Below are 25,488 nucleotides of genomic sequence, written 5' to 3'. Positions count from 1 at the left end.
TAAAAATCGATAAAGAAACTTTACCATTATTAGCAAATAAAGAAAATAAGGATTACAGAAAAATTAATAAAGAAAAATTTATTTGAATAACTTCTTGAAGAATCTACCTATCTTAGTAAAAGGACAACTACAAGATTTAGAAGATTCATCACCAGACATCATAGCCTTAAGAACTGTCTGTAAAATTCCTCCATTCTTCAAGTAATCAACGTCTACATCAGCATCTAAACGAGCTAACGCTTCAAATGTAGTTGTATGAGCAGTTGTAGGATGTACTGCTTCTACAACAACTCTTTGTCTTGGTTTAACTCCATCTAGGTTTTTAATGTTAAACATCTCAGAACCATCTAGTCCAAGTGTTTTAGCATTTTGCCCATCAACATACTCAAGAGGTAAAACACCCATACCAACCAAGTTAGAACGATGTATTCTTTCATAGCTTTCTGCTATAACTGCTTTAACACCAAGTAAGAATGTACCTTTAGCCGCCCAATCACGAGAAGATCCTGTACCATACTCTTTACCCGCTAAAATTACTAGAGGAATACCTTTCTCTTTATACTTCATAGCAGCATCAAACACATACTGTTGAGAACCATCTAAATGATACTTAGTATAACCACCTTCAACATTATCTAGCAATAAGTTACGGATACGAATATTTGCAAAAGTTCCTCTCATCATAACTTCATGATTTCCACGACGTGATCCATAAGAGTTAAAATCTTTTTTCTCAACACCATGAGCTTTTAGATATTGTCCAGCTGGATAATCTTCGGGAATTGAACCTGCTGGAGAAATATGGTCTGTAGTAACAGAGTCACCAAGCATCAATAAAGTTCTTGCTCCTTTGATATCTAAGCTACCAGTATTCTCACCAGCAAAGTTTTCAAAGAAATTTGGACACTGAATATAAGTAGAGTTTTTATCAAACTCATATAGCTTACCTGTTGGAACTTGAAGCTCTTGCCAGTCTTTTGTTCCATCAAGAACTGTTGCATATGCTTTCTTAAACATTTCTGAATTAACAACATCAGCTTGAATTGTCGCAATTTCTTCAGTACTAGGCCAAATATCTTGCAAGAAAACATCATTACCTTCAGCATCTTGACCAATAACATCTTCTACTGGATCAAAATCAACACTGCCAACTAATGCATATGCTACAACATGAATTGGAGAAGCTAAATAATTAGCTTTAACATGAGGGTTAATACGCCCTTCAAAGTTACGGTTACCAGAACTTACAGAAGATACTACCAAATTAGCTTCATTAATTGCATCAACAACAGGTTGATCTAATGGACCAGAGTTACCTATACATGTTGTACAACCATAACCAACCAAGTTAAACCCTAAATTCTCTAACTCAGATAAAAGTCCTGCTTTTTCTAGATATTGGGTTACAACTTGTGATCCAGGTGCTAAAGATGTCTTAACAAAAGACTTAACTTTCAACCCTTTCTCATTTGCTTTCTTCGCTAATAAACCAGCGCCTAGTAAAAGAGATGGATTTGATGTATTTGTACAAGATGTAATTGCAGCTATCGCCACTGAACCATGAGTAATAGTCTCATCAAGCCCTTTAACCTCTACTGATTTTTCCAAATCAGCTTCAGTTAAACCAAAACCATGTAAACCTTGCTCATGAGTTAGAGCCTCTTTAAATGCTTTTTTCATATCATGAAATGATACTCTATCTTGAGGTCTCTTAGGACCAGCAAGGTTAGACTCAATCTCAGACATATCAATTTCAACTATACTAGAATACTCAGGCTCTTCTGAAGAGTTTTCTCTATATAGAAGTTGTTCTTTATACATTTCACGAGCAGCATCTACAAGTTCTGCACGGTTAGTATTTTTAAAGAAATCTAAAGTTACTTCATCAACAGGGAAGAAACCAATAGTTGCTCCATACTCAGGAGCCATGTTAGCAATAGTCGCTCTATCTGGTAATGATAGACTTTCTAATCCATCACCATAATATTCTACGAACTTACCAACAACACCATGCTTTCTTAATACTTCTGTAATTCTTAAAACCAAATCAGTTGCTGTAACACCAGTTCTTAATTTTCCAGTAAGTTTTACACCTACTACATCTGGTAAAACCATATAATATGGTTGACCTAACATAACTGCTTCAGCTTCGATACCACCAACACCCCAGCCAACAACACCAACACCATTGATCATGGTAGTATGAGAATCTGTACCTACTAAAGTATCAGGATAAATGATGTCTTCACCATTTATATTTTTAACTAAAGCACCTTTTGCTAAATACTCTAAGTTAATTTGATGGATAATCCCCATTCCTGGTGGAACCACAACAAAATCATCAAAAGCTGTTTGCGCCCACTTTAAAAGACTATATCTTTCACCATTTCTTTCAAACTCTTTAGCTACGTTTTGCGCTAAAGCAGTTTTCGTACCATAATAATCAACTTGAACAGAATGGTCGATAACCATAGCTGTATCTACAAGAGGGTTAATCTTATCAGGATTACCACCAGCATCTTTAATCGCTTTTCTCATAGCAGCTAAATCTACTACAGCTGGAACACCTGTGAAATCTTGCATAACTACTCTAGCAGGCATATGAGGAATTTCTGGTCTATCTTTAGATTTAGCATCCCAGTCTAAGACTTTATGCATATCTTCTTCTTTTACTTTATAACCATCAATATTTCTAAGTTGGTTTTCTAGTAAAACTCTTATAGAGTAAGGAAGACGAGAAACATCTTTTCCCAACTCTGCATTAAGTTTCTTTAAACTATATAGAGAATACTTTTTACCCTTGTCCTCTATTTCTACTTTTGCGATATTCTTAATATCAGCCATGCACTATCCTCCGTAGATGAGTAAATTTAAAAAATACACGATTAATATTTTAACCTGTTTAAGTGATTTTGTATAGAATAAAGAGTTTTAGTTAATGACTCTATTTTTGAAAAAGAGATATGTCTAGCTTTCCTTTTTTAAATGGTGGACACCATAGATAACTAGTATTCAAAATTTTTGAGAATTTAAATACCCCGTCTATTATTCCATCACCATCTCCAAGCATTCGACCCATTTGTAAATTAAATGATCTAAATGAAGAGGCAAAACATGAGAACATAAATCCTCCATTTAGACTACCATCAGACCAAGGCATCGATTTTCTTAATAAATTAGCTTCTGGTGAAAAATTCTCTTTTGCCGATCTACTTATATGAGCATAATCTTTCAAATTTGATAACTGATGAGAATCATCCATACTTCTTCCTATACAACCCTCTTTCTCTGACTGACTAGCATTCATAAGCCAATTAAAATCATGCTGCCATTGCTGTAAAACCCAAAAGCTTGAACCTTCCAACAAGCCCTCATTAATTATTGCCACAGGAACAACTTCATCACCTTTTGGGTTCTCTATACCGTCTTCGAAACCAGATAAATCAAATTTACGATGATATGAATAAGCTGAAACAGCTTTCTTAAAATCAAAAAATTCTAATAATGCTTTTCTTATATTGAAAGCATGATGAAATATGACTCCCTTATCTTCCTCTTTTATCCATAAAACAAGATCATATCCACTGTCATCTTGCATCAAATTCGAGTTAAATTTTTGTTTTTTATATAAATCCACCTTCAGAAAATGCTTTATTAGATTATTCCCAAAACCTGCAACTATTGTTTTTCCATCAACAAACTTTTGTAAAACTTTTAAACCAAATTCAAGATTTTCTTCATTAGCTATATTAAACATCATGTACATAGCTGAAGATGTATTAGGCTCAACTATTCCTAATTGATACTTTATTATTTCCATCTTAAAACCTTAGATAATTAATCACTTATAGTTATAATATAAGCAACCAAATTTAAACTCCACAATAAATGATAAGAAAGCAACTTTCATATTTCTTAATAATAGGTATTCTAGCCTCTATATTAAACTTCATAATAGTCTTCATTTTAGTACATCTAAATATAGCAAAACCCCTTGTAGCAAACTTTTTTGCTTTTCTTATTGCTTTTAATGTGAGCTATTTTGGTCATAGATACTTAACTTTTTCTGGAACCACCAAATCCCATAAAAAAGCCGCATCTCAATTTTTCATAAATGCGCTTATAGGGCTTGCTTTAAATGAAGGAATTTACTTCATACTTCTTCACTTTAATATTCAATATTTAGTAGCTCTATTTATTACCATGTTTTTAGTAGCTCTATATACATTTATAATTAGTAAGTTATTTATCTTCACATCATAGCTCTTTTATCTTTATCATATTAAAATACAACCTTATAAAGCCTATCTTTAGACTCTTAAATATGTTTAAAATTGATAAATACATAAGCATTTACATCCATTTCCCTTGGTGCGTTAAAAAGTGTCCTTATTGCGACTTTAATTCGCATGCAATAAAGGATGATTTATATTTATCTGATACATATTACAAAAAACTTATAGAGGATTTTGATCAACACCTAGAAGATATTCAGGGTAGAGAAATTATAAGCATATTTATCGGTGGAGGCACTCCATCCTTATTCAAAGCTGAATATTTAGGAAAAGTATTAGAGCACATAAAAACAAAAGCCAAACTTGCTAGCAATTGTGAAATAACTCTTGAGGTCAACCCAGGAACAGTTGAAAGAGGGTCTATAGACAGTTATTCAAAAATAGGAATAAATAGAATCTCTCTTGGAGTACAAAGTTTTCAAGATGATAAACTAAAAACCCTTGGACGAATTCATAATAGTCAAAATGTGTACACAACCATAGAGGAAATACATAAATCAGATATAAATAATTTCAATATAGATATAATGCATGGTCTTCCTCAACAAAACTTAGCTGACGGATTATTTGACCTTTCTGAAGCAATAAAAATGCTTCCCTCTCATCTATCTTGGTATCAGTTAACTATCGAACCAAATACTATGTTTGCCGCTCATACACCCTCTCTTCCAAATGAAGAAATCCTTGAAAAGATAGAAATCCAAGGCAAAGAACTTCTTGACTCAAATGGATTTAAACAATATGAAATCTCAGCATATGCTAAAGACAATAAGAACTCTATACATAATACAAATTACTGGTTGTTTGGAGATTATATAGGTATAGGAGCAGGAGCACATAGCAAAGTAACAAATCTAGACAAGCATACAGTTAAAAGAGTATGGAAACATAAACATCCTAAGGTCTACACTCAAACAACAAATTTTGTAAAAGGATCAAATATTCTCACAAGAGAAGATCTAATTTATGAGTTTATGCTAAATGCCCTTAGATTAAAAAATGGCTTTAATCTAAATAAGTTCACAGAGACTACTTTTCTAAATATAAAAGATATTGATTCCAAAATAGCTCAAGGAATTAAAAAAGGCATACTGTCAAACGAAAACAATATATTAAAACCTACAGATAAAGGTTATATATTCCTAAATGATTGTATAAATATTTTTATATAAAATTTGAATTTTTGGTATCCCGTAGGGGATTCGAACCCCTGTTGCCGCCGTGAAAGGGCGGTGTCCTAGGCCTCTAGACGAACGGGACATAAGACTTTTCATCAATCAAATGATGTGAAATTATTATATATTTATTTCAAATCCTGTCAATATTTTTTTAAAGGCCTAACAGAACTTAGATATAGCTGTTTGTATTCTTGAAATAACTCTTTGTTTCCCCAAAAGCTTTAAAGTTATCCCAATATCTGGCGACTGTCCAGAGCCTGTAACAGCGATTCTAATTGGCATACCAACTTTGCCCATTCCACACTCACACTCTTCTGCTGTTGCACTTACAACTGAATGAAGTACAGCTTCATCTTTCCAGTCAGCATCATTTAAGTTTTCAAACTTACTTAAAGCAACTTTCAAGATATCACCAGTTGTAGCTTTATAATGTTTCTTTATAGATGCATTATCATAAGACAACTCATCTGAATAAAAATAGCTAGACTTCTCAGCTAACTCTTTTAAAGTCTCCACTTTTTCAGCCATTGCCGGTACAAGTTCAGATAAAACCGGTCCATCATTAATATTTAAACCTGCTTTTTCAAAATGATATTCAACCTCATCTTTTATATCTTTAAAAGGAGATGTTTTTATATAATGCTTATTTATCCATCCCAGTTTCTCAAAATCAAATCTAGATGGAGATGCACTAATATGCTCTAAATTAAATTTCTCTATCATTTCCTCTATAGAAAAGATTTCCTGATCCCCAGATGACCAACCAAGTCTCACAAGATAATTTAATATAGCTTGTGGCAAATATCCATCTTCACGATATTGCATAACATTTACAGCACCATGTCTTTTAGAAAGTTTTGCCCCATCTGGCCCCAAAATCATTGGAACATGTGCAAAAACTGGTACCTTTGCACCAAATGCTTCATAAATATTTATTTGCTTAGGAGTATTATTTATATGATCATCACCACGAATTACATGAGTTATAGCCATATCTATATCATCAACAACTACACAAAAATTGTATGTTGGCGAACCATCAGACCTTTGAATAATCATGTCATCCAACTCTTCATTGGCTATAGATATTCTACCTTTTACAGCATCATCCCAGCTAACAACTCCACCTAATGGATTCTTAAATCTCACCACATATTTGTCACCATCTTTAGGAATATAATTAGACTCTCTACATTTTTCATCATAACCAATTTTTAAATGATTCTTTTGTTGAGACTCTCTTAGCTCATCCAACCTTTCTTTTGAGCAATTACAATAGTAAGCTTTCCCATCAGCAACAAGTTGCTTAACTTTTTCGTGGTATCTATCAAATCTTTTTGTCTGATAGTAAATCTCGCCATCGTTTTCTAGCTTAAGCCATTTCATACCATCTAAAATAGCATCTACTGCTTCTTGCGTAGACCTTTCTAAATCAGTATCTTCTATTCTTAATACAAATTTACCATTATGCCTTTTTGCATAAAGCCAACTAAATAATGCTGTTCTTACACCACCTACATGTAAAAAACCTGTAGGACTTGGAGCAAATCTTGTTACTACCATGACCACTTTCCCTTTTAATAAAACTATAATCTAAAATTCAATATAGGTAACTTGCTACTTATATTGCTAATTAAATTCTCAATTTTAACACAATAACTATATTTAATATTAGAAAAAGCCTTATGTTTTAAAATACTTTTCTCATAAAAATTTATTTTTTTGATTATTTATTAAATATATATAAAAGCACTTAGTACAAGGAATTACATTAAGGAAGACCCTTCATATACACATTAAAAAATAAAGATAATTTCATTTTTGCTGTATAAAACTATAAAAACGAGGAAATATTATTTTATTATTAAATTAATTTAAGTATAGATTAATTTAAATTTATTTAAATTTTAATAAACTATGACAAAAGAGGTGACTTATGAAATTGAACAAAATTACTCTATTTATGGGGCTAAGTTTATTGGTAGCAAATCAGGCATATTCTCATGGATATGTGGAAAGTCCTGCATCTAGAGGATACTTTTGTAAACTTGGAGAGAACAAAGATTGTGGTAGAGCTCAATGGGAGCCTCAGTCAATTGAAAGAACAAAAGGTTATTTTAATTCTGGCAGTCTAAATAATAATATGGGAAGTGCTGGAGTTTCTGGTTTTGAACCTTTAGATGAGCAAAGCAAGAATAGATGGGCAAAAACTGTAATTAGACCAAATCAACCGCATAAATTCACATGGTTTTTTACGGCAAACCATAAATCAAATGCTTTTGATTTCTATATAACAAAAGCTGATTTTGATCCAAACAAGCCTCTTACAAGAGATAGTTTTGAGAAAGAACCTCTTCACTGCTACAACCCTACTCCTTACTGGATTGCCCCTAATCAACCAGCAAAAGATGGACAAAGCTTCACGTGTGACCTACCAGAAAGATCAGGCTATCAAATCATAATGTCCGAATGGGAGGTTAATGATACTGTAAATAGCTTCTACAATTTAATTGATTTAGAGTTTTCTAATGCTGAAACTGAAGGAAGTATTATAAAACCAGGATCATCATCTGATGATGACAATGGCGAAATTCCAGCATGGAGCTCAAACTCAACGTATGCTACACCTGGCACCAAAGTCAGCCACAATGGTAAAATTTATCAAAATAAATGGTGGGCAGGATCATCAGATATTCCTGGTCAAAGTGCAGTATGGGAAGAGATTCAAAACATTCCAGATGAGCCTACACCTTCTGATCAATTCCCTGTAGAATCATTTAGACTTGATATTAATCCAACAGATTTGAAAGAAGGCGATAAAGTTTCATTATTCGTATTTAGTCAACAAAATGGTTCTCAAGAGTTTGATTTAATAACTGTGCCAAAATCACCAGACTCAGGACAACTATTAAAATCTATAGCTGAGAAAATCAATGAAATAAGTGCAAATAGCTTAAACAATAAAATCATTGCTGGGGTTAAGAAAAATGGTGTCGTCTCACCTAGCACAGAGAATTTAATGATCTATCAAACATTAGGTAATACATACTCTCAAGTAAACCTTAAGCACGAAATTGCAGATCAGAACCTTATTAATGAATTACATTTGATGAATGTCCAAGATGAGTATGCTATAGATGATTATGGCAACATACAAATAAATGTTAGCTTAATGTCTCATAGCTCTGAGCCTGTCGAGGCCTCAGTTACTTTACTTGATAGTGAAGATAATCCAATTAAAAGAGAAGATCATATTAAAATAAACCCTTATGATACTGCCAATGTAATTTGGAGTATCGAAGACTTAGAAAAAGGTGATTATAAGTTAGCATTCACAAGTATTCTTACTGGTGCTCCAATCTGGCAAGAAACCAAAGATATTAAGATTGTTGATTCAGAAGAAGAGTCTAATACTCCAGTGAACGAGCTACATTTAATGGGCGCATTAGATGAATATACCATAGACTCAGATGGCAATGTTCAGATCAACTTTAACATCATGTCTCATAGCTCCGATCAGGTTAAAGTAACCGTTAAGCTATTAGATAGTGAAAAAAATGTTGTTAAAATAGAAAAGAATATAGCAATAAACCCTAATAGCTCAGCTAGTCTTAACTGGAGCTTAAAAGGACTTCAAGAGGGTAACTATAAATTAATTATAGTGAGCAAGCTAGAGGGTACTAAAAATTGGAAACAAACGAAGAATATTAAAATATTAGCTTATGCGGATGAGCCAACGCCAACGCCAACGCCAACGCCAACGCCAACGCCAACGCCAAATGATTATCCTAAATATGTTGCTGGTACAGCATATAAAGCTGGAGATATAGTAAGCAATGCTAGTGGGAACTATAAATGTAAGCCGTTCCCATATTCTGGATGGTGCTCACAAGCACCTAGCTATTATGCTCCAGGAACTGGATCCGATTGGGCAGACGCTTGGGACAAAGTCTAAATAATAATGGGGGTTAATCAACTCCCTACAATTCTTTCTAACCCTTTCTTTTTATTTCAAATAAATTTCACAAAATATTTTAAATATCTAAGTAAGTTTATAAAACAGTTAAACCAAAGAAATAACCAACAATAATGGTTAATCCCATAATTGTCAGAAAAGCGTTCAACACAGTGTATCTATAAGCTTTATACTTTGTATTTTTATATATAATTATTACCGGCAATAAATATAATAAAAACGCCACAGCTGGAGCAACTAATAAACCAATAATATCCAGTATACTAAAATTACATATTACACTTACCCACAAAGTGAGAAATATAAGAAATGTTGCTAAACGATTTATTAATCTATTAGGAATTCTACGATTTAAGAACTTATTTAAAAAAGTATTAAGTAAGCAATGTAACCCTTCTTTTGAACCTATATAGCACCCAACAAATGAACTCACTATAGCAGTTAAAACTATCATAGGCCCTAAAAAATCAAGAATCTGACTATCATGATACTTACCTAAAATAGTTACTATAGATAAATTATTACAAGCACCATTAAGAATATCTTGCTCAGGAACACTCAAAAGACAAGATGTTACAAATATAAGCACAAAAATAAATAATGATAGACTGCTTATTTTCATTATCTGATTAACTTTATCCTCATTATTAGGGTAATTAAGTCCTACTCTATCCCTATAAAATATTACCAAGCTAGATATCACTGGAGAATGATTTAATGCTAAAACTAAAATAGGTAGCACCATTAATATTCCTCTCAAATAAGAACGAAAATCAAAACTGCCAAAATCTAAGTAATTAATATTCCAATAAGGAATCATATATATGGAAAGGAATATAACAAGCAATATTAAAACTATTACTATAAGTTGCATAACTCTCAATATTATTTTTATACCAAATGAAACTAACATAAATATAAAAAACAAAAGCAAAAAGCTAAACCATATGTGATTTGATAGATTTACACTAGTAATTCCTTTTTCATAAAGAAAATTAGAAATTTCATTATTTAAACCAATAGCATATAAAGGCATATTTAAATATATTGCTAAAAAATACAATAAAACACATATTGTACCGAGAACATACCCCAAAGTGTCTGAGAAAGTATCTGTAATATCTTCATGGTTTTTACTCTTTAAAACTATCCTAGACATATTTCTATGAGACAAATATGTTAAAGGAAGTGCAAAAATCATAACTGTAATAATTGCCCAAATACCACTTTTACCAGCTTGTATCGGTAAATATAATAAACCTGCCCCTATTGCTGTTCCGAATAATGTAAAAACCCATTGAATGTCTACTTTAGTTATTTTCTTTAGATCATCCAAACCTTAGTTTCCCCAATCCAAAATTACTTTACCACATTTGCCTTCTTTCATAATTTCAAAAGCCTTTTTATAATCATCAACATAAAATCTATGTGTGATAACAGGATTTAAATCTAATCCTGCCTGAATCATGCTAGCCATAAGATACCACGTTTCAAACATTTCTCTTCCATATATCCCTTTCAATGTTAATCCTTTAAATATTATAGGACCCCAATCAAGGGTTATATCTGTACCAGAAATACCTAATAAAGACATTTTGCCACCATTATTCATAGCATCAATCATCATTGTAATAGCAGAATTAAACCCAGACATTTCTAGTCCAATATCAAAGCCTTCTGTCATACCTATTTCTTTCATCACAACTCTCACTTGCTCTGACAATGACTCTTTAGTCTTATAATCAGAAACATTCAAAGCAAAAGTTGCACCCAAATCTTTAGCCTTTTGTAACCTATATTCATTAACGTCTGTAATCACTATTCTCCTAGCTCCACAGAATCTAGCTATCTTTACAGCCATTAATCCTATCGGACCAGCTCCTGTTATTAATACATCTTCACCTGCTAAACTAAAAGACAAAGCTGTGTGTACAGCATTTCCTAAAGGATCAAAAATACTTGCTATCTCATCGCTTATCATATCAGGCACTTTAAATACATTAACAGCAGGAATCGTTAAATATTCTGCAAATGCCCCCTGCCTATTAACCCCAACACCTATAGTTTCTCGACAAAGATGTCTTTTACCTGCTCTACAGTTTCTACAGTGTCCACAAACGATATGCCCTTCTCCTGAAACTCTATCTCCAATTTTTAAGCCTGAAACACCTTCTCCCAAACCAACTACTTCTCCAACAAACTCATGTCCAACTATCATCGGAACTGGAATAATCGCCTGTGACCATTTATCCCAGTTATATATATGTAAATCAGTACCACAAATCGCAGTTTTTTTTATTTTAATCAAAACATCATTATGACCAAAAGTTGGGATAGGCGCATCATCAATCATCCAAATTCCTGGCTCTTTTTTTAATTTAGATAATGCTTTCATTGTTTGTTTTATACTCATACAATTCCTTAATAACTAAATTATTCCCAACTCTTTTGCTGCTTTTGTAAAGCCTGAAACAGCTTTATCTATTTGCTCAAAAGTATGTGCTGCAGACATTTGTGTCCTAATTCTTGCTTTTCCTTTAGGAACAACAGGATATGAGAAAGCAATAACATAAATACCATAATCTAAAAGTTTTTCTGCAAATTCAGCAGCTTTTTTCTCATCATATATCATTACAGGTATAATAGGATGCTCACCAGGAACTAAATCAAAACCAGCGGCAGTCATTTTTTCCCTAAATCTATCTTTATTTGCCTCAAGTTGAGTTCTTAGTTTATTAGAGCTTTTAACTATATCTAAAGCTTTTAGAGATGTCTTAGCAATAATCGGTGCCAAAGAGTTAGAGAATAAATATGGTCTAGAAAGATTCTTTAATAAATCAACAACTTCCTTTTTAGCACAGATATAGCCACCTGAAGCTCCACCTAAACCTTTTCCTAAAGTTCCTGTTAAAATATCAACCCTACCCATTACATTACAATGCTCTATAGTTCCTTTACCATTTTTACCAACGAAACCAGAAGCATGAGAATCATCAACCATTACAATAGCATTATATTTATCTGCCAAATCACAAACCGCTTCTAAGTTGGCAATAATTCCATCCATTGAGAAAACACCATCTGTAGCAATCATTTTAAAGCGCGCTCCAGCCTTATCTGCTTCTTTTAATTTCTCCTCTAAGTCTTGCATGTTATTATTATCATATCTAAAACGCATAGCTTTACACAGTCTAACTCCATCTATAATACTAGCATGATTTAGCGAATCGCTAATTATTGCATCTTCTTTAGTCAATAGCGTTTCAAATAAGCCTGTATTAGCATCAAAACAAGATGGATATAAAATAGTATCTTCAAACCCAAAAAAATCACTTAGCTCCTTTTCTAATTCTTTATGAACACTATTAGTCCCACAAATAAATCTTACTGAAGCCATACCATAACCATATTCTTCGATATGATTCTTTGCATATTTCACAATATCTTTATTATTAGCAAAGCCCAAATAATTATTAGCACAGAAATTTATTAATTCGCTTCCATCTTCTAGTTTAATTACAGGATCTTGGGGGGTTACAATAATCCTTTCACTTTTATATGTTCCAGCATCTTTAATCTCAATTATTCTAGTATTTACGTTTTTATAAAATTCTCTATTCATAATTTATAGACCTCTCAGGTTATTACTATTTTAATTATTAAACTAAGCTTATGAGTTGTGGCAAAGACTTACCAAAAATGATATTTATACTTAAACTATAATTTTTTTTCCTGCCGGATACAAGCAATAGAAATACTCTCTTTGATTTACTAAACTAAAGAATTGAAATTACTCTATTTCTTCCTGATAATTGATATTTGCCAATATAAAAGCTGATATATCTAAGATTAGCTCTATTAAAACAATAAATATACTAAAGGCAAATGAGAAAGTGATAATATCTGAAATTAAAACAATTATAAAAATCGATTTTCTTCTAAGTTTCACAGATCTAATATAACATATATAATACAATGTTAATGTTGACAAAACCTGAAGAGATGTAACTATAAGTATTTACACTGTTAAATGTAACACCAGAAGGATCAGCATAGGCAGAATACAAATATATATTAAGAAGAATATAAAGAAAGTTAAAAACAGCAGTATTAGAAAGGTCTTTACTTAAACTATAAAAAAACCATTTTTAGGTCTTATTGAATAGCCTGATTTATTATTTCTAATATTTTCTCTTTGTTTTTGCCATTCAGGTATATTATTTTCGCTCATTTTTCTAATATTAAAAATATTACATAAAATATAAGCTACAGATTAAAATGGTAGAGTTCAAGAAAAAATATTATTCAGGATCTTTTGAGTAATAAATACCTTTTGATGAATTTAAGGCTTTTAATCTAGCGTCTGCCTCTTGAAGTCTTTTCTTAGCGTCTTCAAGGCTTAGTTTAGAAGAATCAGGATGTTTAAGAGCTTCTTCAGCTCTTGCTTTAGCCTTTTCAGCTTCAGCATGATTAAGATTTTCAGCTCTTTCCATCTCATCAACCATTATAGTAACTCTAGAAGGAGTAACTTCTAATACTCCCCCAGAAACATAAAGAACTTCTACATCATTATCTTTCTTAATAGTTACCACACCTGCTGGCATAGTAGATAGTAGCTCAGTATGTCCATAAGCTATACCCATTTCACCTGCACTACCTCTTAAGCTAACAATATCAGCTTCTCCAGTAAATACAGAACCGCTAGGGCTAACTACATCAACTTTTATATAGTTTTTAGACATAATTTTTTCCTATAGAGTTTTTGCTTTCTCGATAGCCTCTTGAATAGAACCAACCATATAGAAAGCTTGTTCTGGTAAATGATCATATTCGCCATTAGCTATAGCTTTAAAGCTAGCTACAGTATCTTTTAATGGTACAAATTTACCAGGGTTTCCAGTAAAGACCTCTGCAACATGGAATGGCTGAGATAAGAATCTTTGAATCTTACGTGCTCTATCCACAGTTTTCTTATCTTCGTCAGATAACTCGTCCATACCTAAAATAGCAATGATATCTTTTAATTCTTTATATCTTTGTAATATTTTCTGAACTGAACGAGCTGTTTCATAATGCTCTTGACCAACAACTAACGGATCTAACTGTCTAGATGTAGAATCAAGTGGGTCTACAGCAGGGTAAATACCTAACTCAGCGATTTGACGAGACAATACAATTGTTGCATCCAAATGCGAGAATGTAGTAGCTGGTGATGGATCTGTTAAGTCATCTGCAGGTACATATACAGCCTGTACAGACGTAATTGAACCAGTCTTAGTAGATGTGATACGCTCTTGTAAAGCACCCATCTCAGCAGCTAGAGTTGGCTGATAACCTACAGCAGATGGCATACGACCTAAAAGAGCTGAAACCTCAGTACCTGCTAAAGTATAACGATAGATGTTATCAATAAACATTAATACATCACGCTTCTCATCACGGAAACCTTCCGCAATTGTAAGACCAGTTAAAGCTACTCTTAATCTATTTCCTGGCGGCTCGTTCATCTGACCATAAACTAAAGATACTTTATCTAATACATTAGATTCTTTCATCTCATAATAGAAGTCATTACCTTCACGAGTTCTCTCACCAACACCAGCAAAAACAGAGTAACCACTATGCTCTTTAGCAATGTTATTGATAAGCTCCATCATTGTTACTGTTTTACCCACACCAGCACCACCAAATAGACCTACTTTACCACCTTTTGCAAATGGACAAATCAAATCTACGACTTTGATACCAGTTTCTAAAATTTCTGTACTTAATGCTAATTCATCATATGCTGGAGGAGCTTGGTGAATAGATCTAGTCTCTTCATATTGAATTGGACCAGCTTCATCAATTGGCTCACCTAACACGTTCATAATACGTCCTAAAGTTCCATGTCCTACAGGAACTGATATAGGAGCATGAGTATTAGTTACTGCCATACCTCTTTTTAATCCATCACTAGTTCCCATAGCGATAGATCTAACAACGCCATCACCTATTTGTTGTTGAACTTCTAATACTAAACTAGCTTCTTCAACTTTTAATGCATCATAAACTTTTGGTACATTATCCCTTGGAAATTCCACATCGATAACTGCACCAATTACTTGAATAATTTTACCTGTACTCATCATATATCTCCTAAACTGCCGCGGCCCCAGAACAAATTTCTGCAAGCTCTTGTGTAATCATAGCTTGACGCACTTTGTTATAATCTAACTTAAGTTTCTCAATAATATCGCCAGCATTATCTGTAGCGTTTTTCATTGCTAACATCCGCGCTGCTTGTTCACATGCAGCATTTTCTAAAATAGCACCTCTTACTTGAGCTTCTATATATCTTGCACACAAAGCATTTAAAACCTCTTCAATATCTCTTTCATAGATATAGTCCCAATGACCTTTACTAGCTTCAGCTTTATTTTCTGCCTTTTCTTCTTCAGTAAAGATATTTTTTATTGGTAATAAAGTCTGCTTTTTAGGCTTTTGTTTTATAGTGCTTACAAATTCATTACTATATAAAAATAATCTATCAATCTCTTCAGCTTTAAATTTGTCTAGCATAACTTTAACAGCGCCAGCAATCATTTTGATGCTATTTTCCTTATCCTTCTCAACATAATGAGCTGTTGCAATAACTTTCACATCTTTTAGCTTTCTAAAAAATGCTTCTGCTTTTGAACCAATAACACATACATCGATCTGCACTCTATCTTCTAATAAATCTTTTATATCTTTTAGAACATGCTTGAATAAATTTATATTAAGACCACCACAAAGACCCCTATCTGTTGAAGTAACAATAAAGCCTACTCTTTTAACAGGTCTTTCATACAAAAAAGGATTAGGATAGTCAATGCTAGCAGCCACAACGTTTTTAATTATTGTATTTGCACACTCTACATATGGACGTACATTATTCATAGAAACTATAGCTCCGCGCATTTTACTTGCGGCAACAAGCTCCATAGCCCCTGTGATTTTTTGCGTATTTTTAACACTTTGTACTTTAGAGCGTATCTCTCTAGCGTTAGACATTCTTCACTCCTACCAAGCTTGTGTTGATTTACAATCTTCAATAATAGCTTTTAATTTATCTGCTATTTCAGAGTTATAATTGCCAGTTTCATTAATTTCTTTTACAACATCCGCATACTTATCTTGTGCTAAAGAATGTAATGCTGTTTCAAAAGGAATTACTTGATCAACATCTAAATTATCTAAATAACCATTATCTGCTGCATATAAAGATAAAGCCATAAGCGCTATAGATAAAGTCGCAAACTGATTTTGCTTTAATAATTCAGTAACTCTTTGACCTCTGTTTAACTGAGCTCTAGTTGCTTCATCAAGATCTGAAGCAAATTGTGAGAATGCTTCTAACTCTCTATACTGAGCTAAAGCAAGACGAACTCCTCCACCAAGCTTTTTAATAATCTTAGATTGAGCAGCACCACCCACACGTGAAACAGAGTTACCTGGATTTATAGCAGGTCTTAAACCAGCATTGAATAAATCAGTTTCTAAGAAAATCTGTCCATCTGTAATCGAAATTACGTTTGTTGGTACGAAAGCAGATATATCGCCCGCTTGTGTTTCAATTATCGGTAAAGCTGTTAAAGAACCAGTTTTACCTTTAACTTCACCATTTGTAAATCTTTCAACGTACTCTTCATTTACTCTAGCTGCTCTTTCTAGAAGTCTAGAATGTAGATAGAAAACATCACCAGGATATGCTTCACGTCCCGGAGGTCTTTTTAATAATAGAGATATTTGTCTGTAAGCCCAAGCTTGCTTAGTTAAATCATCATAGATAATTAAAGCATCTTGACCTCTATCTCTGAAATACTCACCCATTGAGCAGCCAGAATAAGGAGCTATATATTGTAGTGCTGCAGAATCTGAAGCTGTAGCAGCGACTATAATAGTATGGTCTAAAGCATCATGTTCTTCTAGTTGCCTAACTATATTTGCAATAGAAGAAGCTTTCTGCCCAATGGCCACATAAATACATTTAACACCAGTATCTTTCTGGTTGATGATTGTATCTATTGCGATAGCTGTTTTACCAATTTGTCTATCACCAATAATTAACTCTCTTTGACCTCTTCCAATTGGAACCATAGAGTCAATAGATTTAATACCTGTTTGCATAGCTTGATCTACTGACTTTCTCCAAATCACTCCCGGAGCAATCTTTTCAATAGGAGATACTTCACTAGTATTTATCTCGCCTTTACCATCAATAGGATTACCTAAAGCATCAACCACACGACCAAGTAAAGCTTCGCCAACAGGAACTTGTAAGATTCTTCCTGTACAATAAGCTTTTTCGCCTTCTTTAATGTGCTCATATTCGCCTAAAACTACCGCACCAACTGAATCAGAATTCAAGTTAAGCGCTAAACCATAGACATCTCCTGGTAACTTAATCATTTCGCCAGCTGCAACATCGTTTAAACCATAAATGGTCACGATACCGTCAGCAACACTAACTATAGTACCTTCTGATTTAAGTTCAATAGAGTTATCAAATTTCTCTATTCTTTCTTTTATTAAACCACTAATTTCTGATGGACTTAACTGCATAGGTTCCCTCTTCCCACATACTTTATGATAATAAAATATTTTTCATTTTATCTAGACGACCAGATACAGAATTATCTATAACTGTATCCCCAACTCTCACAATTGCACCACCAAGGATTTTAGAATCTATCTTAACATCCATATCAATAGTACAATTAAATTTTTTCGCAAGTTTTTCTTTAAGCTCTTTCAACAAAGTCTTATCAGCTTCATAAGCCAAAATAACTACAGCTTTTTTATTACCACTAGCTAAATTTTTAAACTCTTCAAACAAGTCTTTAACTTGCGGAATAATCAATAATTTATTCTTCTCTGCGATCAGCTTTAAAAAATTTAATATTTTTTGATCTACCTTATCAGTCAACTGATCAACTATAGCGCTAACAATTTGTGTCTGAGAATATATTGGACTAGATATTAAATTTAAGACATTTTTATCTGTTACTAAAGCTTTAAATACTGTCAATGCTTCCAACCATTGATCGACAACACCATCTTTGCTAGCAAACTCGTAAGCTGCTCTAGCATATGGTTTTGCAATAATATTTAAATTTGTCATCTCAGCTACCTTATATCGACTTATAACTTAGAAACAAAATCATTTAAAATTTCATTTCCACTTTGCTGATCTACTTTAGCAGAGATAATTTTACTAGCTCCAGCAATAGCAAGTTCAACAAGTTCTTTTTTAAGCTCTTCTCTTGCTTTCACTTTCTCTTGTTCTATCTCAGCCATAGCCATACTTTTTATCTTATCAGCAGATGCAATTGCTTCTTCTTTTGCTTGCTCGTCTATTCTATGAGCTCTAGAATAAGCGCTATCAACTATTTCAGCAGCCTTTTCCCTAGCTTCACGAACTATATCAGCAGATTGCCTTTTAGCTAATTCTAGTTCTCTAGACGCCCTGTCAGCAGAAGCTAATCCTTCAGCAATTTTCTCTCTACGCTCATCCAAAGATTTACGTAAAGGAGGCCATACAAATTTCATTGTAAAGCCAACAAAGATTGCAAAAGTAATCATCTGTCCAATAAGGGTGATATTTATATCCATTCTAAATCCTTTCTAAAAAGATATTTACTTTAAAAATAGTCTATTAATTATGCTCCAACAACTTTAGTTGCTGCTTCTGCTAGTCCTGGTATAGCTAATGGATTTGCATATAAAACTAAGAAACCAATTGCTATTGAAATAGCTGCGAAAGCATCAACGAAAGCAGCTACGATAAACATACGACCTAAAAGCATACCGCCCAGCTCAGGCTGACGAGCAACACCTTCAAGATATTTACCGCCTAAAACACCAAAACCAATTGCAGTACCCAAAGCAGGTAAAGAAATCAGAAGCGCTACTGCTATAGCTGTTAAACCATTTAAGTTACCTAAAACTTGTAAAGACATGTCCATTTATACTCTCCTTTTATTAACGTTATATTTACATTTTTAAACTAATGATCATCCTGAGCCATATTTAAATAAACTACAGTCAACATCATAAACACAAAAGCTTGAATCAATACAATTAAAATATGAAATATAGCCCATATTCCACCCAGCATCCACTGGAACCACCAAGGCAAAAGAGCAATAAGTATGAAAATTAATTCTCCGGCAAATATATTACCAAACAAACGAAGTGATAATGATACCGGTTTAACTATTTCATCAACCAACCTAAAAAAGATATTAAGTGGAAATAGCCAAATACCAAAAGGCACTGTCAAAATCTCTTTAAGAAGACCAAAGCCCTTAGCTTTTATATTATAAAAAACAACTAATAAAAACACTGTAATAGACATGGCAAACGTAACATTTGGATCAGCTGTTGGAACCACTCTAAAGTAAACATGATGACTATCTGTGAAGAAAGATATTATCCAACCAAATAGATCCACTGGAAGCAAATCCATAAGATTCATAAGAACAACCCAAACAAATATAGTCAAAGCCAATGGTGTCACAAAATCACGCTTTCTATGATAGTTTTCAGCAACAAGACCATCCATCCACTCCCAAACAGATTCAATCATATTTTGAAATCTTCCAGGAACGCCAGATGTAGCTCTTCTAGCTACAAAAAACATCATTAAAATAAAAAAACAACCTAAAATTGCACTCACCAAAAGAGAATCTAAGTTTAATTGCCAAAAAGATCCTTCTCCAAGGCTAACTTGCCAGTGATGCAAATGGTGCTGTACATACTGAGTTGCTACTTGCGAACTAGATTCACTACTTGCCATTATCTTTTACCCACCACACTAAAATAACTTTAAAACAAACATACCTACCTACTTCACCTTAACAAGAAACATAGGCACAAAACACATGACTAATTGTAACGAAATTAAACCAAAAATGTAAGGAAATAATTTAGGTTTTATGTAAATTGCTAATAATATTGTTATCAAGGCAACCAATGTTAGCTTTATTGCCTCACTTAAATAAAAAATCAAAAGCTCAATCCCTGGATTGAATTGCTTCCTCATCAAGAATCTAGAAAAGAATATAAAGTTGGCTAAAAAAATTACCCCCCCTCCTAGTAAAAATGAAAACAAGTACTCAGAACTATATAAAAAATAAGTAATGCAAGATCCTAAAATCAAGACAAAAACCTGACTAAAAACAAATTTTCTTATATCCAGCCCTACATTCGCTAACATTCCATTTCACCTCAAAAAAAAGAAATCTTATCATAATCAGAACAAATAATATCAAAAAAACAAAAATCAATAAACTAAATGATCCTTGAATTAATCTTTATAGAAACTTAAAATAAACAATACTGACTAATTTAAAATTTTCTCTACTCTTTAATGACTGAAAAAATACACCAGATAAAAGGCTATGCTTGGATAATAATAGCTTTAAGCTCATTTTTACTTTTTGACAAATATGTGATGCAAGTTTTTCCAAGCTTAATTACTGACAACATGATGTCTAGCTTTCATATTAATGCAACTGAAACTGGAGCTTTAGGATCAGCTTTTTTCTGGGCCATTATAATTTGCCAGCTTTTCCTTGCTGGTCCGATTATAGATAAGTTTGGTTTTAGAATAATTAGCCCCATTTCTATATCTATATCTGCAGCTGGAGTTATTCTTTTTGTCGTCGCAGCATCTCGCGGCAATTTATATTTAGCATACTTTGCCAGGATCATAACAGGTCTTGGAGTATCTTTCGCAACTATTTCATATATAAAAGCAGTATCTGTTTGGTTCGAGCCTAGAAAATTTGCTTTCGCTGCAAGCTTCTTAGCTACAGCAGCCATGATAGGTGCCTTATGTGCACAAGCTCCTTTAGCTTGGCTTATTTCATCATTCGGCTCTTGGAAAGAAGCTATGCTAATCTTCTCAGTATTTAGCTTATTTATAGCTGTTATATATTATGTTTTAGTAAGAGACTTTAATCCTCAACAGCCTCATGCTAACTGCCCAGAAAGTAGACCCTCAACCTTACAGGGACTTAAAGAAGTAATAAAAAGCAAAGACAATTGGTTACTTGCCTTTTATGTTGGCTTAAGTTTTACAGCTGTTGATGCATTTGCTGGTTTCTGGGGAAATGCTTACTTTAGAGAATCCTATCATATATCTAAAGAGCACGCTGCATCTATAATATCTATGATTTTTATAGGAATGGCTATTGGATCTCCTATATTAGGTAAAATATCTGAAATTCTAGATAGTCGCAAAGGAGTAATGATAGTTTTCCATATAATAGGAACAGTTGCTCTAAGTGTTGTATTACTTTTTAAAACAACCATTTTACTTTCATACATTCTATTGTTTATTTTTGGCATTTGTCTAGGTATTTATATGCTATCTTTTGCTATAGGTAATCGCATAAACCCCATAGCTATAGCTGCAACCGTTGCTGCCTTTATAAACACTGGGGAACCAATACTTGGTGCCATATTTGATCCTCTCATAGGATATTTCCTTGATTTCTCTTGGGGTGGAAAATATATAAATACAGCTGGGGAAATAATAGCCCAAAGAAGCCATGTATCGGATATAAAGTATTTCGACTTATCATCCTATCATTTTGCTTTTATTTCATTAGTATTAAGCATGATTGCTTCTTTAGTAATACTTTTCTTCATTAGCGATAAAGAAATAAAACAAGATTAATTTATAAATCCAAGATTTTTTTAATTCTTGAATCTAAATCAGCCTTTACATTTACTTTCTCTTTCTTCTTACTATCAAAAAATTCCAAACTATAAGCATGTAACATTAGTTTATCAACCTTCAAACTATTAAGATCCTTATCTTTGTCAGAATCTCCATATTTTTTATCAAAAACAATAGGATGACCAGATACTTGACAATGCACTCTGATTTGATGAGTTCTTCCTGTTTCAAGCTTTATCTCTAGAAGACTATATTTTTTTCCAATATATGTAACATTTAATATATTTGTAATAGCTTTTTTACCTTCTGTGTAATCAACTTTAACAATACGCTCCCCAGACTTAGATAAAGTTCTACTAAGAGGTAAATCAATTTTGTTCATATTTTTATCCCATAGTCCATGAACAACAGCAAAATAAATTTTATCGACTTTTCTTTGTTTAAAAAGATCAAAAAAATAAACTAATGAGCTATGTTTTTTAGCTAAAATAACGCATCCAGAAGTTTCTTTATCTAAACGATGAACTAAGTCCAGTCGCTTAACTTTTGGACGAAGTTGTCTAAGTCGCTCAACTAATCCGCTATTAACTCCCGATCCTCCATGAACAGCCATCCCTGAGGGTTTATCTACAATGATATAGTCATCTGTTTCGTAAAGAATTCTATTTTCTAAAAAATCTAAATGTTGTGAGGGAATTTTTACCACGGATTCTTCAGCTTCTAAAACAAACGGAGGAACTCTTACTATATCTCCAGAAGTAATCTTATCAGTCTGCTTAACTCTTTTTTTATTTACCCTAAGCTCACCTTTTCTTATCCAACGATAAATTAAAGATTTTGGCAGCCCTGAAAATTTTGAGATTAAAAAGTTATCTATTCTTTGTTCAATTATATCACTATCAACCTCAATATATTGCACTCCGGACATTTTACATTTCCCCAAAATCTTCAGATTGCATATCATTAAGCCTACTTACTGTCCTCTGGAACTCAAACTGAAGCCGTCTTCCTTGATAAATAGTTTTAAAATCTTCAGCTGCTAAAATTATAACTTTTACATCCTGATCATAACATTCATCTATTAATGCTATAAATCTTCTAGCAATACTTTCATCAGAAGTACTACAATCACTACCATCTTCAGGACGCATAGGTTTTAACTTATATAGAAATATACTTCTATATTTACTACATATCTCTATATAATCAAGAGCACTTCTTCCTGAGCCACATATAACTGCTACATCAAAACAAATAGAATTTTCACCAACAAGAAGGGCCGGAATTTTTCTATTAATTATTTCTACCTCAACATCTTTATCAAAGCTAACATTTTCTTCAAAAAATCTAGTAAAAAAAACTTCTCTCATTTCAGTATTATAAGGATAAAAATAATTCAAGTAACTAACATCTTTACAGAATCTATAATCAACCCCAGAATCAAGGTTTAAAACATCAACATTTTCTATCAACACATCTATAGCAGGCAAAAAAAGTTCTCTCTGCAACCCGTTTGAATAAAGTTTACTAGGATGTATGTTTGAAGTAGCAACCAAAACAACACCTAGATCAAACAGTTCCTTAAAAACCTTGCCAAGAATCATTGCATCAGCTATATCTTCAACAAAGAATTCATCAAAACATATTAATTGATTTTTCTTAGCTATTTCATAGGCAGCTTTTGAAATTGGATTTTTCTGACCACTATATTTCTTAAGTAAGAAATGCATATTTTTCATAAAATGAGAAAAATGTAATCTACTTTTATTTATTATAGGAACATTATCAAAAAATATATCCATGATAAAAGTTTTACCTCTACCAACACCTCCCCACATATAAAGGCCGATTATAGATGGATACAAACTTTTACTAAAAAAATTAAATTTATTTCTTTTTTTTGTTTTAAGCTGATTAGTAATTCTATCTAAGCTTCTAATCGCTTCTAGTTGTAATGGATCAGATCTTAAATGAGACTGTTCTATCTTTTTTTCATAAACTTCTAAAAGCGACATATATTATTTTACTTCTTTATCTTTAACTAAGAACAATAAGAATAAAGCTATTATCATACTTATAATAAGAATAATAAAGGCATTATGATATGCTTGTATATTAAAATATCGATGAGCTCCATCAATAGCTGAGTTTACAATATTATTATGTATGTCAATATATTGACCATTCCATGTAAAATCTAAGAAAAATCCAATAAGAGGATCAAACAATGCTCCTAAAAGAGGCTCTCCCGTATTAATAAGAGCAGCTACTGTTGCAGCAACAACTATAGGATTAACACGATTACCTATAGCAAAAGCCAACATATAAACACCTAAACAAAAGCCAAAAATGAATAATAAGACAGCCGAGATTGTCGGAGTTAATTTAAACTGCAAAACGATAGCTAGAGATATAGTTGCTATCACATGAAATGACAACATTATTCCGACTCTATTATCAAATCTCTCTGAAAGCTTACCAACGAAAGGAGAGCCTATTGCTAAACCAAGAAACATCATAGAAACGATATATGAAGCCTCTTTAGAGCTCACATCATAAAGCTCTCGAAAATAATTGTTACCCCAAATACCTCCAAAGACATCTATAGTTGTAAAGGTCAGACCAGTATAAAAAGTTAGAAACCAATTATTCCTATTTAACAATACCTTCTTTATACCATCTAAAGTACTAGTCTTTTTCCTTAAATCATCAGCAAAAGAAGCATGTGGATTATAATCTCTAACAAGAGCTAAATATAACAAAGCTATGACTATACTAAAAAGTGCGTAACTCACTAATGCTTTATGCCACGAACCTGTAAACTCAATAAGATAAACTAGTGGAGCCTGACCCATCAATGCACCAGTCATCGCTGCAGTCATCAGGAAACTACAAACAAAAGCAAATTTCCTAGGCTCAAACCAAACCGCGGCTGCCTTTATATATCCAACAGTTGCAAATGAGGCTCCTATTCCTATCATTATTCTAGAAATACAACCTAAAGCAAAACTATGAATATCTGCAGCCAAAACAAACAATAACAATCCCATGGCTGAAAGAATTAGAGATGCAAAGCTGACCTTTCTAAAACCTAACTTATCTATAATAGGTCCAGCCACAAAAAATTGACAAAAAACAACTGCCCATAGAAACAGCGATACCATAGCACTCATTTCTGTCGCATTTATCGAGAAACTTGTCATAAGCTCATTTGCTATTAAGCTTGGTGACACATTCATTATATATTTATCAATAAGTAAGAAAGAGCTTAATATTACTACAATCCAAGCATATCCTCTTATATTGTGAATTTTCATTTATCTCACT

22 protein-coding genes and 1 tRNA gene are annotated in these 25,488 nt (G+C 32.8%); 4 read left to right on the top strand and 19 right to left on the bottom strand.

Features of this window, described 5'->3' with window-relative positions; all coding sequences use genetic code 11:
- Positions 1-78: 78 nt before the first annotated feature.
- Entirely contained in the window at positions 79-2,844 is a 2,766-nt protein-coding gene (acnA, locus tag KX01_RS03025; protein ID WP_071663588.1) for an aconitate hydratase AcnA, read from the bottom strand.
- A gap of 100 nt (positions 2,845-2,944) precedes the next feature.
- On the bottom strand, positions 2,945-3,820 hold the full coding sequence (locus KX01_RS03020; protein ID WP_071663587.1) for a Dyp-type peroxidase: 876 nt from the start codon (positions 3,818-3,820) through the stop codon (positions 2,945-2,947).
- A 68-nt stretch (positions 3,821-3,888) separates the two neighbouring features.
- On the opposite strand from KX01_RS03020, the gene KX01_RS03015 reads away from it, so the two are divergent.
- On the top strand, positions 3,889-4,263 hold the full coding sequence (locus KX01_RS03015) for a GtrA family protein (RefSeq protein ID WP_071663586.1): 375 nt from the start codon (positions 3,889-3,891) through the stop codon (positions 4,261-4,263).
- Between the two features lie 61 nt (positions 4,264-4,324).
- Positions 4,325-5,467 carry a radical SAM family heme chaperone HemW gene (hemW, locus tag KX01_RS03010; protein WP_071663585.1) on the top strand — a complete coding sequence of 381 codons (1,143 nt, stop codon included), beginning with the start codon at positions 4,325-4,327 and terminating at the stop codon, positions 5,465-5,467.
- A gap of 12 nt (positions 5,468-5,479) precedes the next feature.
- Here hemW and KX01_RS03005 read toward each other — a convergent pair.
- A tRNA-Glu gene (locus KX01_RS03005) sits at positions 5,480-5,555 on the bottom strand.
- A 77-nt stretch (positions 5,556-5,632) separates the two neighbouring features.
- Positions 5,633-7,036 carry a glutamate--tRNA ligase gene (gene gltX / locus KX01_RS03000; protein WP_071663584.1) on the bottom strand — a complete coding sequence of 468 codons (1,404 nt, stop codon included), beginning with the start codon at positions 7,034-7,036 and terminating at the stop codon, positions 5,633-5,635.
- Between the two features lie 373 nt (positions 7,037-7,409).
- On the opposite strand from gltX, the gene KX01_RS02995 reads away from it, so the two are divergent.
- Complete coding sequence (locus tag KX01_RS02995) at positions 7,410-9,428, top strand: lytic polysaccharide monooxygenase (protein WP_071663583.1); 2,019 nt, start codon at positions 7,410-7,412, stop codon at positions 9,426-9,428.
- 97 nt (positions 9,429-9,525) lie between these two features.
- Here KX01_RS02995 and KX01_RS02990 read toward each other — a convergent pair whose 3' ends face one another.
- The 12 genes from KX01_RS02990 to KX01_RS02935 form a co-directional block, all read right to left on the bottom strand.
- Positions 9,526-10,785, bottom strand: a complete 1,260-nt coding sequence (locus tag KX01_RS02990; protein ID WP_071663582.1) for an amino acid permease — start codon at positions 10,783-10,785, stop codon at positions 9,526-9,528.
- Between the two features lie 3 nt (positions 10,786-10,788).
- Positions 10,789-11,844, bottom strand: coding sequence for an L-threonine 3-dehydrogenase (gene tdh / locus KX01_RS02985; protein WP_071664735.1), 1,056 nt, complete (start codon positions 11,842-11,844; stop codon positions 10,789-10,791).
- Positions 11,845-11,877: 33 nt separating this feature from the next.
- Positions 11,878-13,071 carry a glycine C-acetyltransferase gene (locus KX01_RS02980; RefSeq protein ID WP_071663581.1) on the bottom strand — a complete coding sequence of 398 codons (1,194 nt, stop codon included), beginning with the start codon at positions 13,069-13,071 and terminating at the stop codon, positions 11,878-11,880.
- A 679-nt stretch (positions 13,072-13,750) separates the two neighbouring features.
- The gene (locus KX01_RS02975; RefSeq protein ID WP_071663580.1) at positions 13,751-14,191 is read right to left on the bottom strand and encodes a F0F1 ATP synthase subunit epsilon; all 441 of its coding nucleotides are present in this window, start codon (positions 14,189-14,191) and stop codon (positions 13,751-13,753) included.
- 9 nt (positions 14,192-14,200) lie between these two features.
- The gene (gene atpD, locus KX01_RS02970) at positions 14,201-15,577 is read right to left on the bottom strand and encodes a F0F1 ATP synthase subunit beta (protein ID WP_071663579.1); all 1,377 of its coding nucleotides are present in this window, start codon (positions 15,575-15,577) and stop codon (positions 14,201-14,203) included.
- 10 nt (positions 15,578-15,587) lie between these two features.
- Entirely contained in the window at positions 15,588-16,484 is an 897-nt protein-coding gene (locus KX01_RS02965) for a F0F1 ATP synthase subunit gamma (protein ID WP_071663578.1), read from the bottom strand.
- A 9-nt stretch (positions 16,485-16,493) separates the two neighbouring features.
- Complete coding sequence (atpA, locus tag KX01_RS02960; RefSeq protein ID WP_071663577.1) at positions 16,494-18,035, bottom strand: F0F1 ATP synthase subunit alpha; 1,542 nt, start codon at positions 18,033-18,035, stop codon at positions 16,494-16,496.
- Between the two features lie 22 nt (positions 18,036-18,057).
- Positions 18,058-18,594, bottom strand: coding sequence for a F0F1 ATP synthase subunit delta (locus KX01_RS02955; protein ID WP_071663576.1), 537 nt, complete (start codon positions 18,592-18,594; stop codon positions 18,058-18,060).
- 20 nt (positions 18,595-18,614) lie between these two features.
- Complete coding sequence (locus KX01_RS02950) at positions 18,615-19,085, bottom strand: F0F1 ATP synthase subunit B (protein WP_071663575.1); 471 nt, start codon at positions 19,083-19,085, stop codon at positions 18,615-18,617.
- A 47-nt stretch (positions 19,086-19,132) separates the two neighbouring features.
- The gene (locus KX01_RS02945) at positions 19,133-19,438 is read right to left on the bottom strand and encodes a F0F1 ATP synthase subunit B (protein ID WP_071663574.1); all 306 of its coding nucleotides are present in this window, start codon (positions 19,436-19,438) and stop codon (positions 19,133-19,135) included.
- Between the two features lie 41 nt (positions 19,439-19,479).
- On the bottom strand, positions 19,480-20,271 hold the full coding sequence (gene atpB, locus KX01_RS02940) for a F0F1 ATP synthase subunit A (protein WP_071663573.1): 792 nt from the start codon (positions 20,269-20,271) through the stop codon (positions 19,480-19,482).
- A 48-nt stretch (positions 20,272-20,319) separates the two neighbouring features.
- Positions 20,320-20,691, bottom strand: coding sequence for an ATP synthase subunit I (locus tag KX01_RS02935; RefSeq protein WP_071663572.1), 372 nt, complete (start codon positions 20,689-20,691; stop codon positions 20,320-20,322).
- A gap of 153 nt (positions 20,692-20,844) precedes the next feature.
- On the opposite strand from KX01_RS02935, the gene KX01_RS02930 reads away from it, so the two are divergent.
- A complete protein-coding gene (locus KX01_RS02930; protein ID WP_071663571.1) occupies positions 20,845-22,158 on the top strand; it encodes an MFS transporter in 1,314 nt (437 codons plus the stop codon).
- A gap of 1 nt (position 22,159) precedes the next feature.
- Here the strand turns inward: KX01_RS02930 and KX01_RS02925 are convergent, their stop codons facing one another.
- The 3 genes from KX01_RS02925 to KX01_RS02915 are packed head-to-tail and all read right to left on the bottom strand — an operon-like array spanning position 22,160 to position 25,478.
- Positions 22,160-23,089, bottom strand: a complete 930-nt coding sequence (locus KX01_RS02925) for an RluA family pseudouridine synthase (protein ID WP_071663570.1) — start codon at positions 23,087-23,089, stop codon at positions 22,160-22,162.
- A 1-nt stretch (position 23,090) separates the two neighbouring features.
- Positions 23,091-24,176, bottom strand: a complete 1,086-nt coding sequence (gene zapE, locus KX01_RS02920) for a cell division protein ZapE (protein WP_071663569.1) — start codon at positions 24,174-24,176, stop codon at positions 23,091-23,093.
- A gap of 3 nt (positions 24,177-24,179) precedes the next feature.
- On the bottom strand, positions 24,180-25,478 hold the full coding sequence (locus tag KX01_RS02915) for an MFS transporter (RefSeq protein ID WP_071663568.1): 1,299 nt from the start codon (positions 25,476-25,478) through the stop codon (positions 24,180-24,182).
- Positions 25,479-25,488 lie beyond the last annotated feature (10 nt).

Origin of the sequence: Francisella frigiditurris (genome assembly GCF_001880225.1) — a bacterium.
GTDB classification, from domain to species: domain Bacteria; phylum Pseudomonadota; class Gammaproteobacteria; order Francisellales; family Francisellaceae; genus Francisella; species Francisella frigiditurris.
This window is presented reverse-complemented; position numbering and strand designations above follow the sequence as displayed.

What these genes read in the sequence shown, in the direction of transcription:
- acnA (WP_071663588.1), bottom strand. Translation starts at nt 2,844, where the DNA reads ATGGCTGATATTAAGAATATCGCAAAAGTAGAAATAGAGGACAAGGGT.
- KX01_RS03020 (WP_071663587.1), bottom strand. Translation starts at nt 3,820, where the DNA reads ATGGAAATAATAAAGTATCAATTAGGAATAGTTGAGCCTAATACATCT.
- KX01_RS03015 (WP_071663586.1), top strand. Translation starts at nt 3,889, where the DNA reads ATGATAAGAAAGCAACTTTCATATTTCTTAATAATAGGTATTCTAGCC.
- hemW (WP_071663585.1), top strand. Translation starts at nt 4,325, where the DNA reads ATGTTTAAAATTGATAAATACATAAGCATTTACATCCATTTCCCTTGG.
- gltX (WP_071663584.1), bottom strand. Translation starts at nt 7,036, where the DNA reads ATGGTAGTAACAAGATTTGCTCCAAGTCCTACAGGTTTTTTACATGTA.
- KX01_RS02995 (WP_071663583.1), top strand. Translation starts at nt 7,410, where the DNA reads ATGAAATTGAACAAAATTACTCTATTTATGGGGCTAAGTTTATTGGTA.
- tdh (WP_071664735.1), bottom strand. Translation starts at nt 11,844, where the DNA reads ATGAAAGCATTATCTAAATTAAAAAAAGAGCCAGGAATTTGGATGATT.
- KX01_RS02980 (WP_071663581.1), bottom strand. Translation starts at nt 13,071, where the DNA reads ATGAATAGAGAATTTTATAAAAACGTAAATACTAGAATAATTGAGATT.
- KX01_RS02975 (WP_071663580.1), bottom strand. Translation starts at nt 14,191, where the DNA reads ATGTCTAAAAACTATATAAAAGTTGATGTAGTTAGCCCTAGCGGTTCT.
- atpD (WP_071663579.1), bottom strand. Translation starts at nt 15,577, where the DNA reads ATGAGTACAGGTAAAATTATTCAAGTAATTGGTGCAGTTATCGATGTG.
- KX01_RS02965 (WP_071663578.1), bottom strand. Translation starts at nt 16,484, where the DNA reads ATGTCTAACGCTAGAGAGATACGCTCTAAAGTACAAAGTGTTAAAAAT.
- atpA (WP_071663577.1), bottom strand. Translation starts at nt 18,035, where the DNA reads ATGCAGTTAAGTCCATCAGAAATTAGTGGTTTAATAAAAGAAAGAATA.
- KX01_RS02955 (WP_071663576.1), bottom strand. Translation starts at nt 18,594, where the DNA reads ATGACAAATTTAAATATTATTGCAAAACCATATGCTAGAGCAGCTTAC.
- KX01_RS02950 (WP_071663575.1), bottom strand. Translation starts at nt 19,085, where the DNA reads ATGGATATAAATATCACCCTTATTGGACAGATGATTACTTTTGCAATC.
- KX01_RS02945 (WP_071663574.1), bottom strand. Translation starts at nt 19,438, where the DNA reads ATGGACATGTCTTTACAAGTTTTAGGTAACTTAAATGGTTTAACAGCT.
- atpB (WP_071663573.1), bottom strand. Translation starts at nt 20,271, where the DNA reads ATGGCAAGTAGTGAATCTAGTTCGCAAGTAGCAACTCAGTATGTACAG.
- KX01_RS02935 (WP_071663572.1), bottom strand. Translation starts at nt 20,691, where the DNA reads ATGTTAGCGAATGTAGGGCTGGATATAAGAAAATTTGTTTTTAGTCAG.
- KX01_RS02930 (WP_071663571.1), top strand. Translation starts at nt 20,845, where the DNA reads ATGACTGAAAAAATACACCAGATAAAAGGCTATGCTTGGATAATAATA.
- KX01_RS02925 (WP_071663570.1), bottom strand. Translation starts at nt 23,089, where the DNA reads ATGTCCGGAGTGCAATATATTGAGGTTGATAGTGATATAATTGAACAA.
- zapE (WP_071663569.1), bottom strand. Translation starts at nt 24,176, where the DNA reads ATGTCGCTTTTAGAAGTTTATGAAAAAAAGATAGAACAGTCTCATTTA.
- KX01_RS02915 (WP_071663568.1), bottom strand. Translation starts at nt 25,478, where the DNA reads ATGAAAATTCACAATATAAGAGGATATGCTTGGATTGTAGTAATATTA.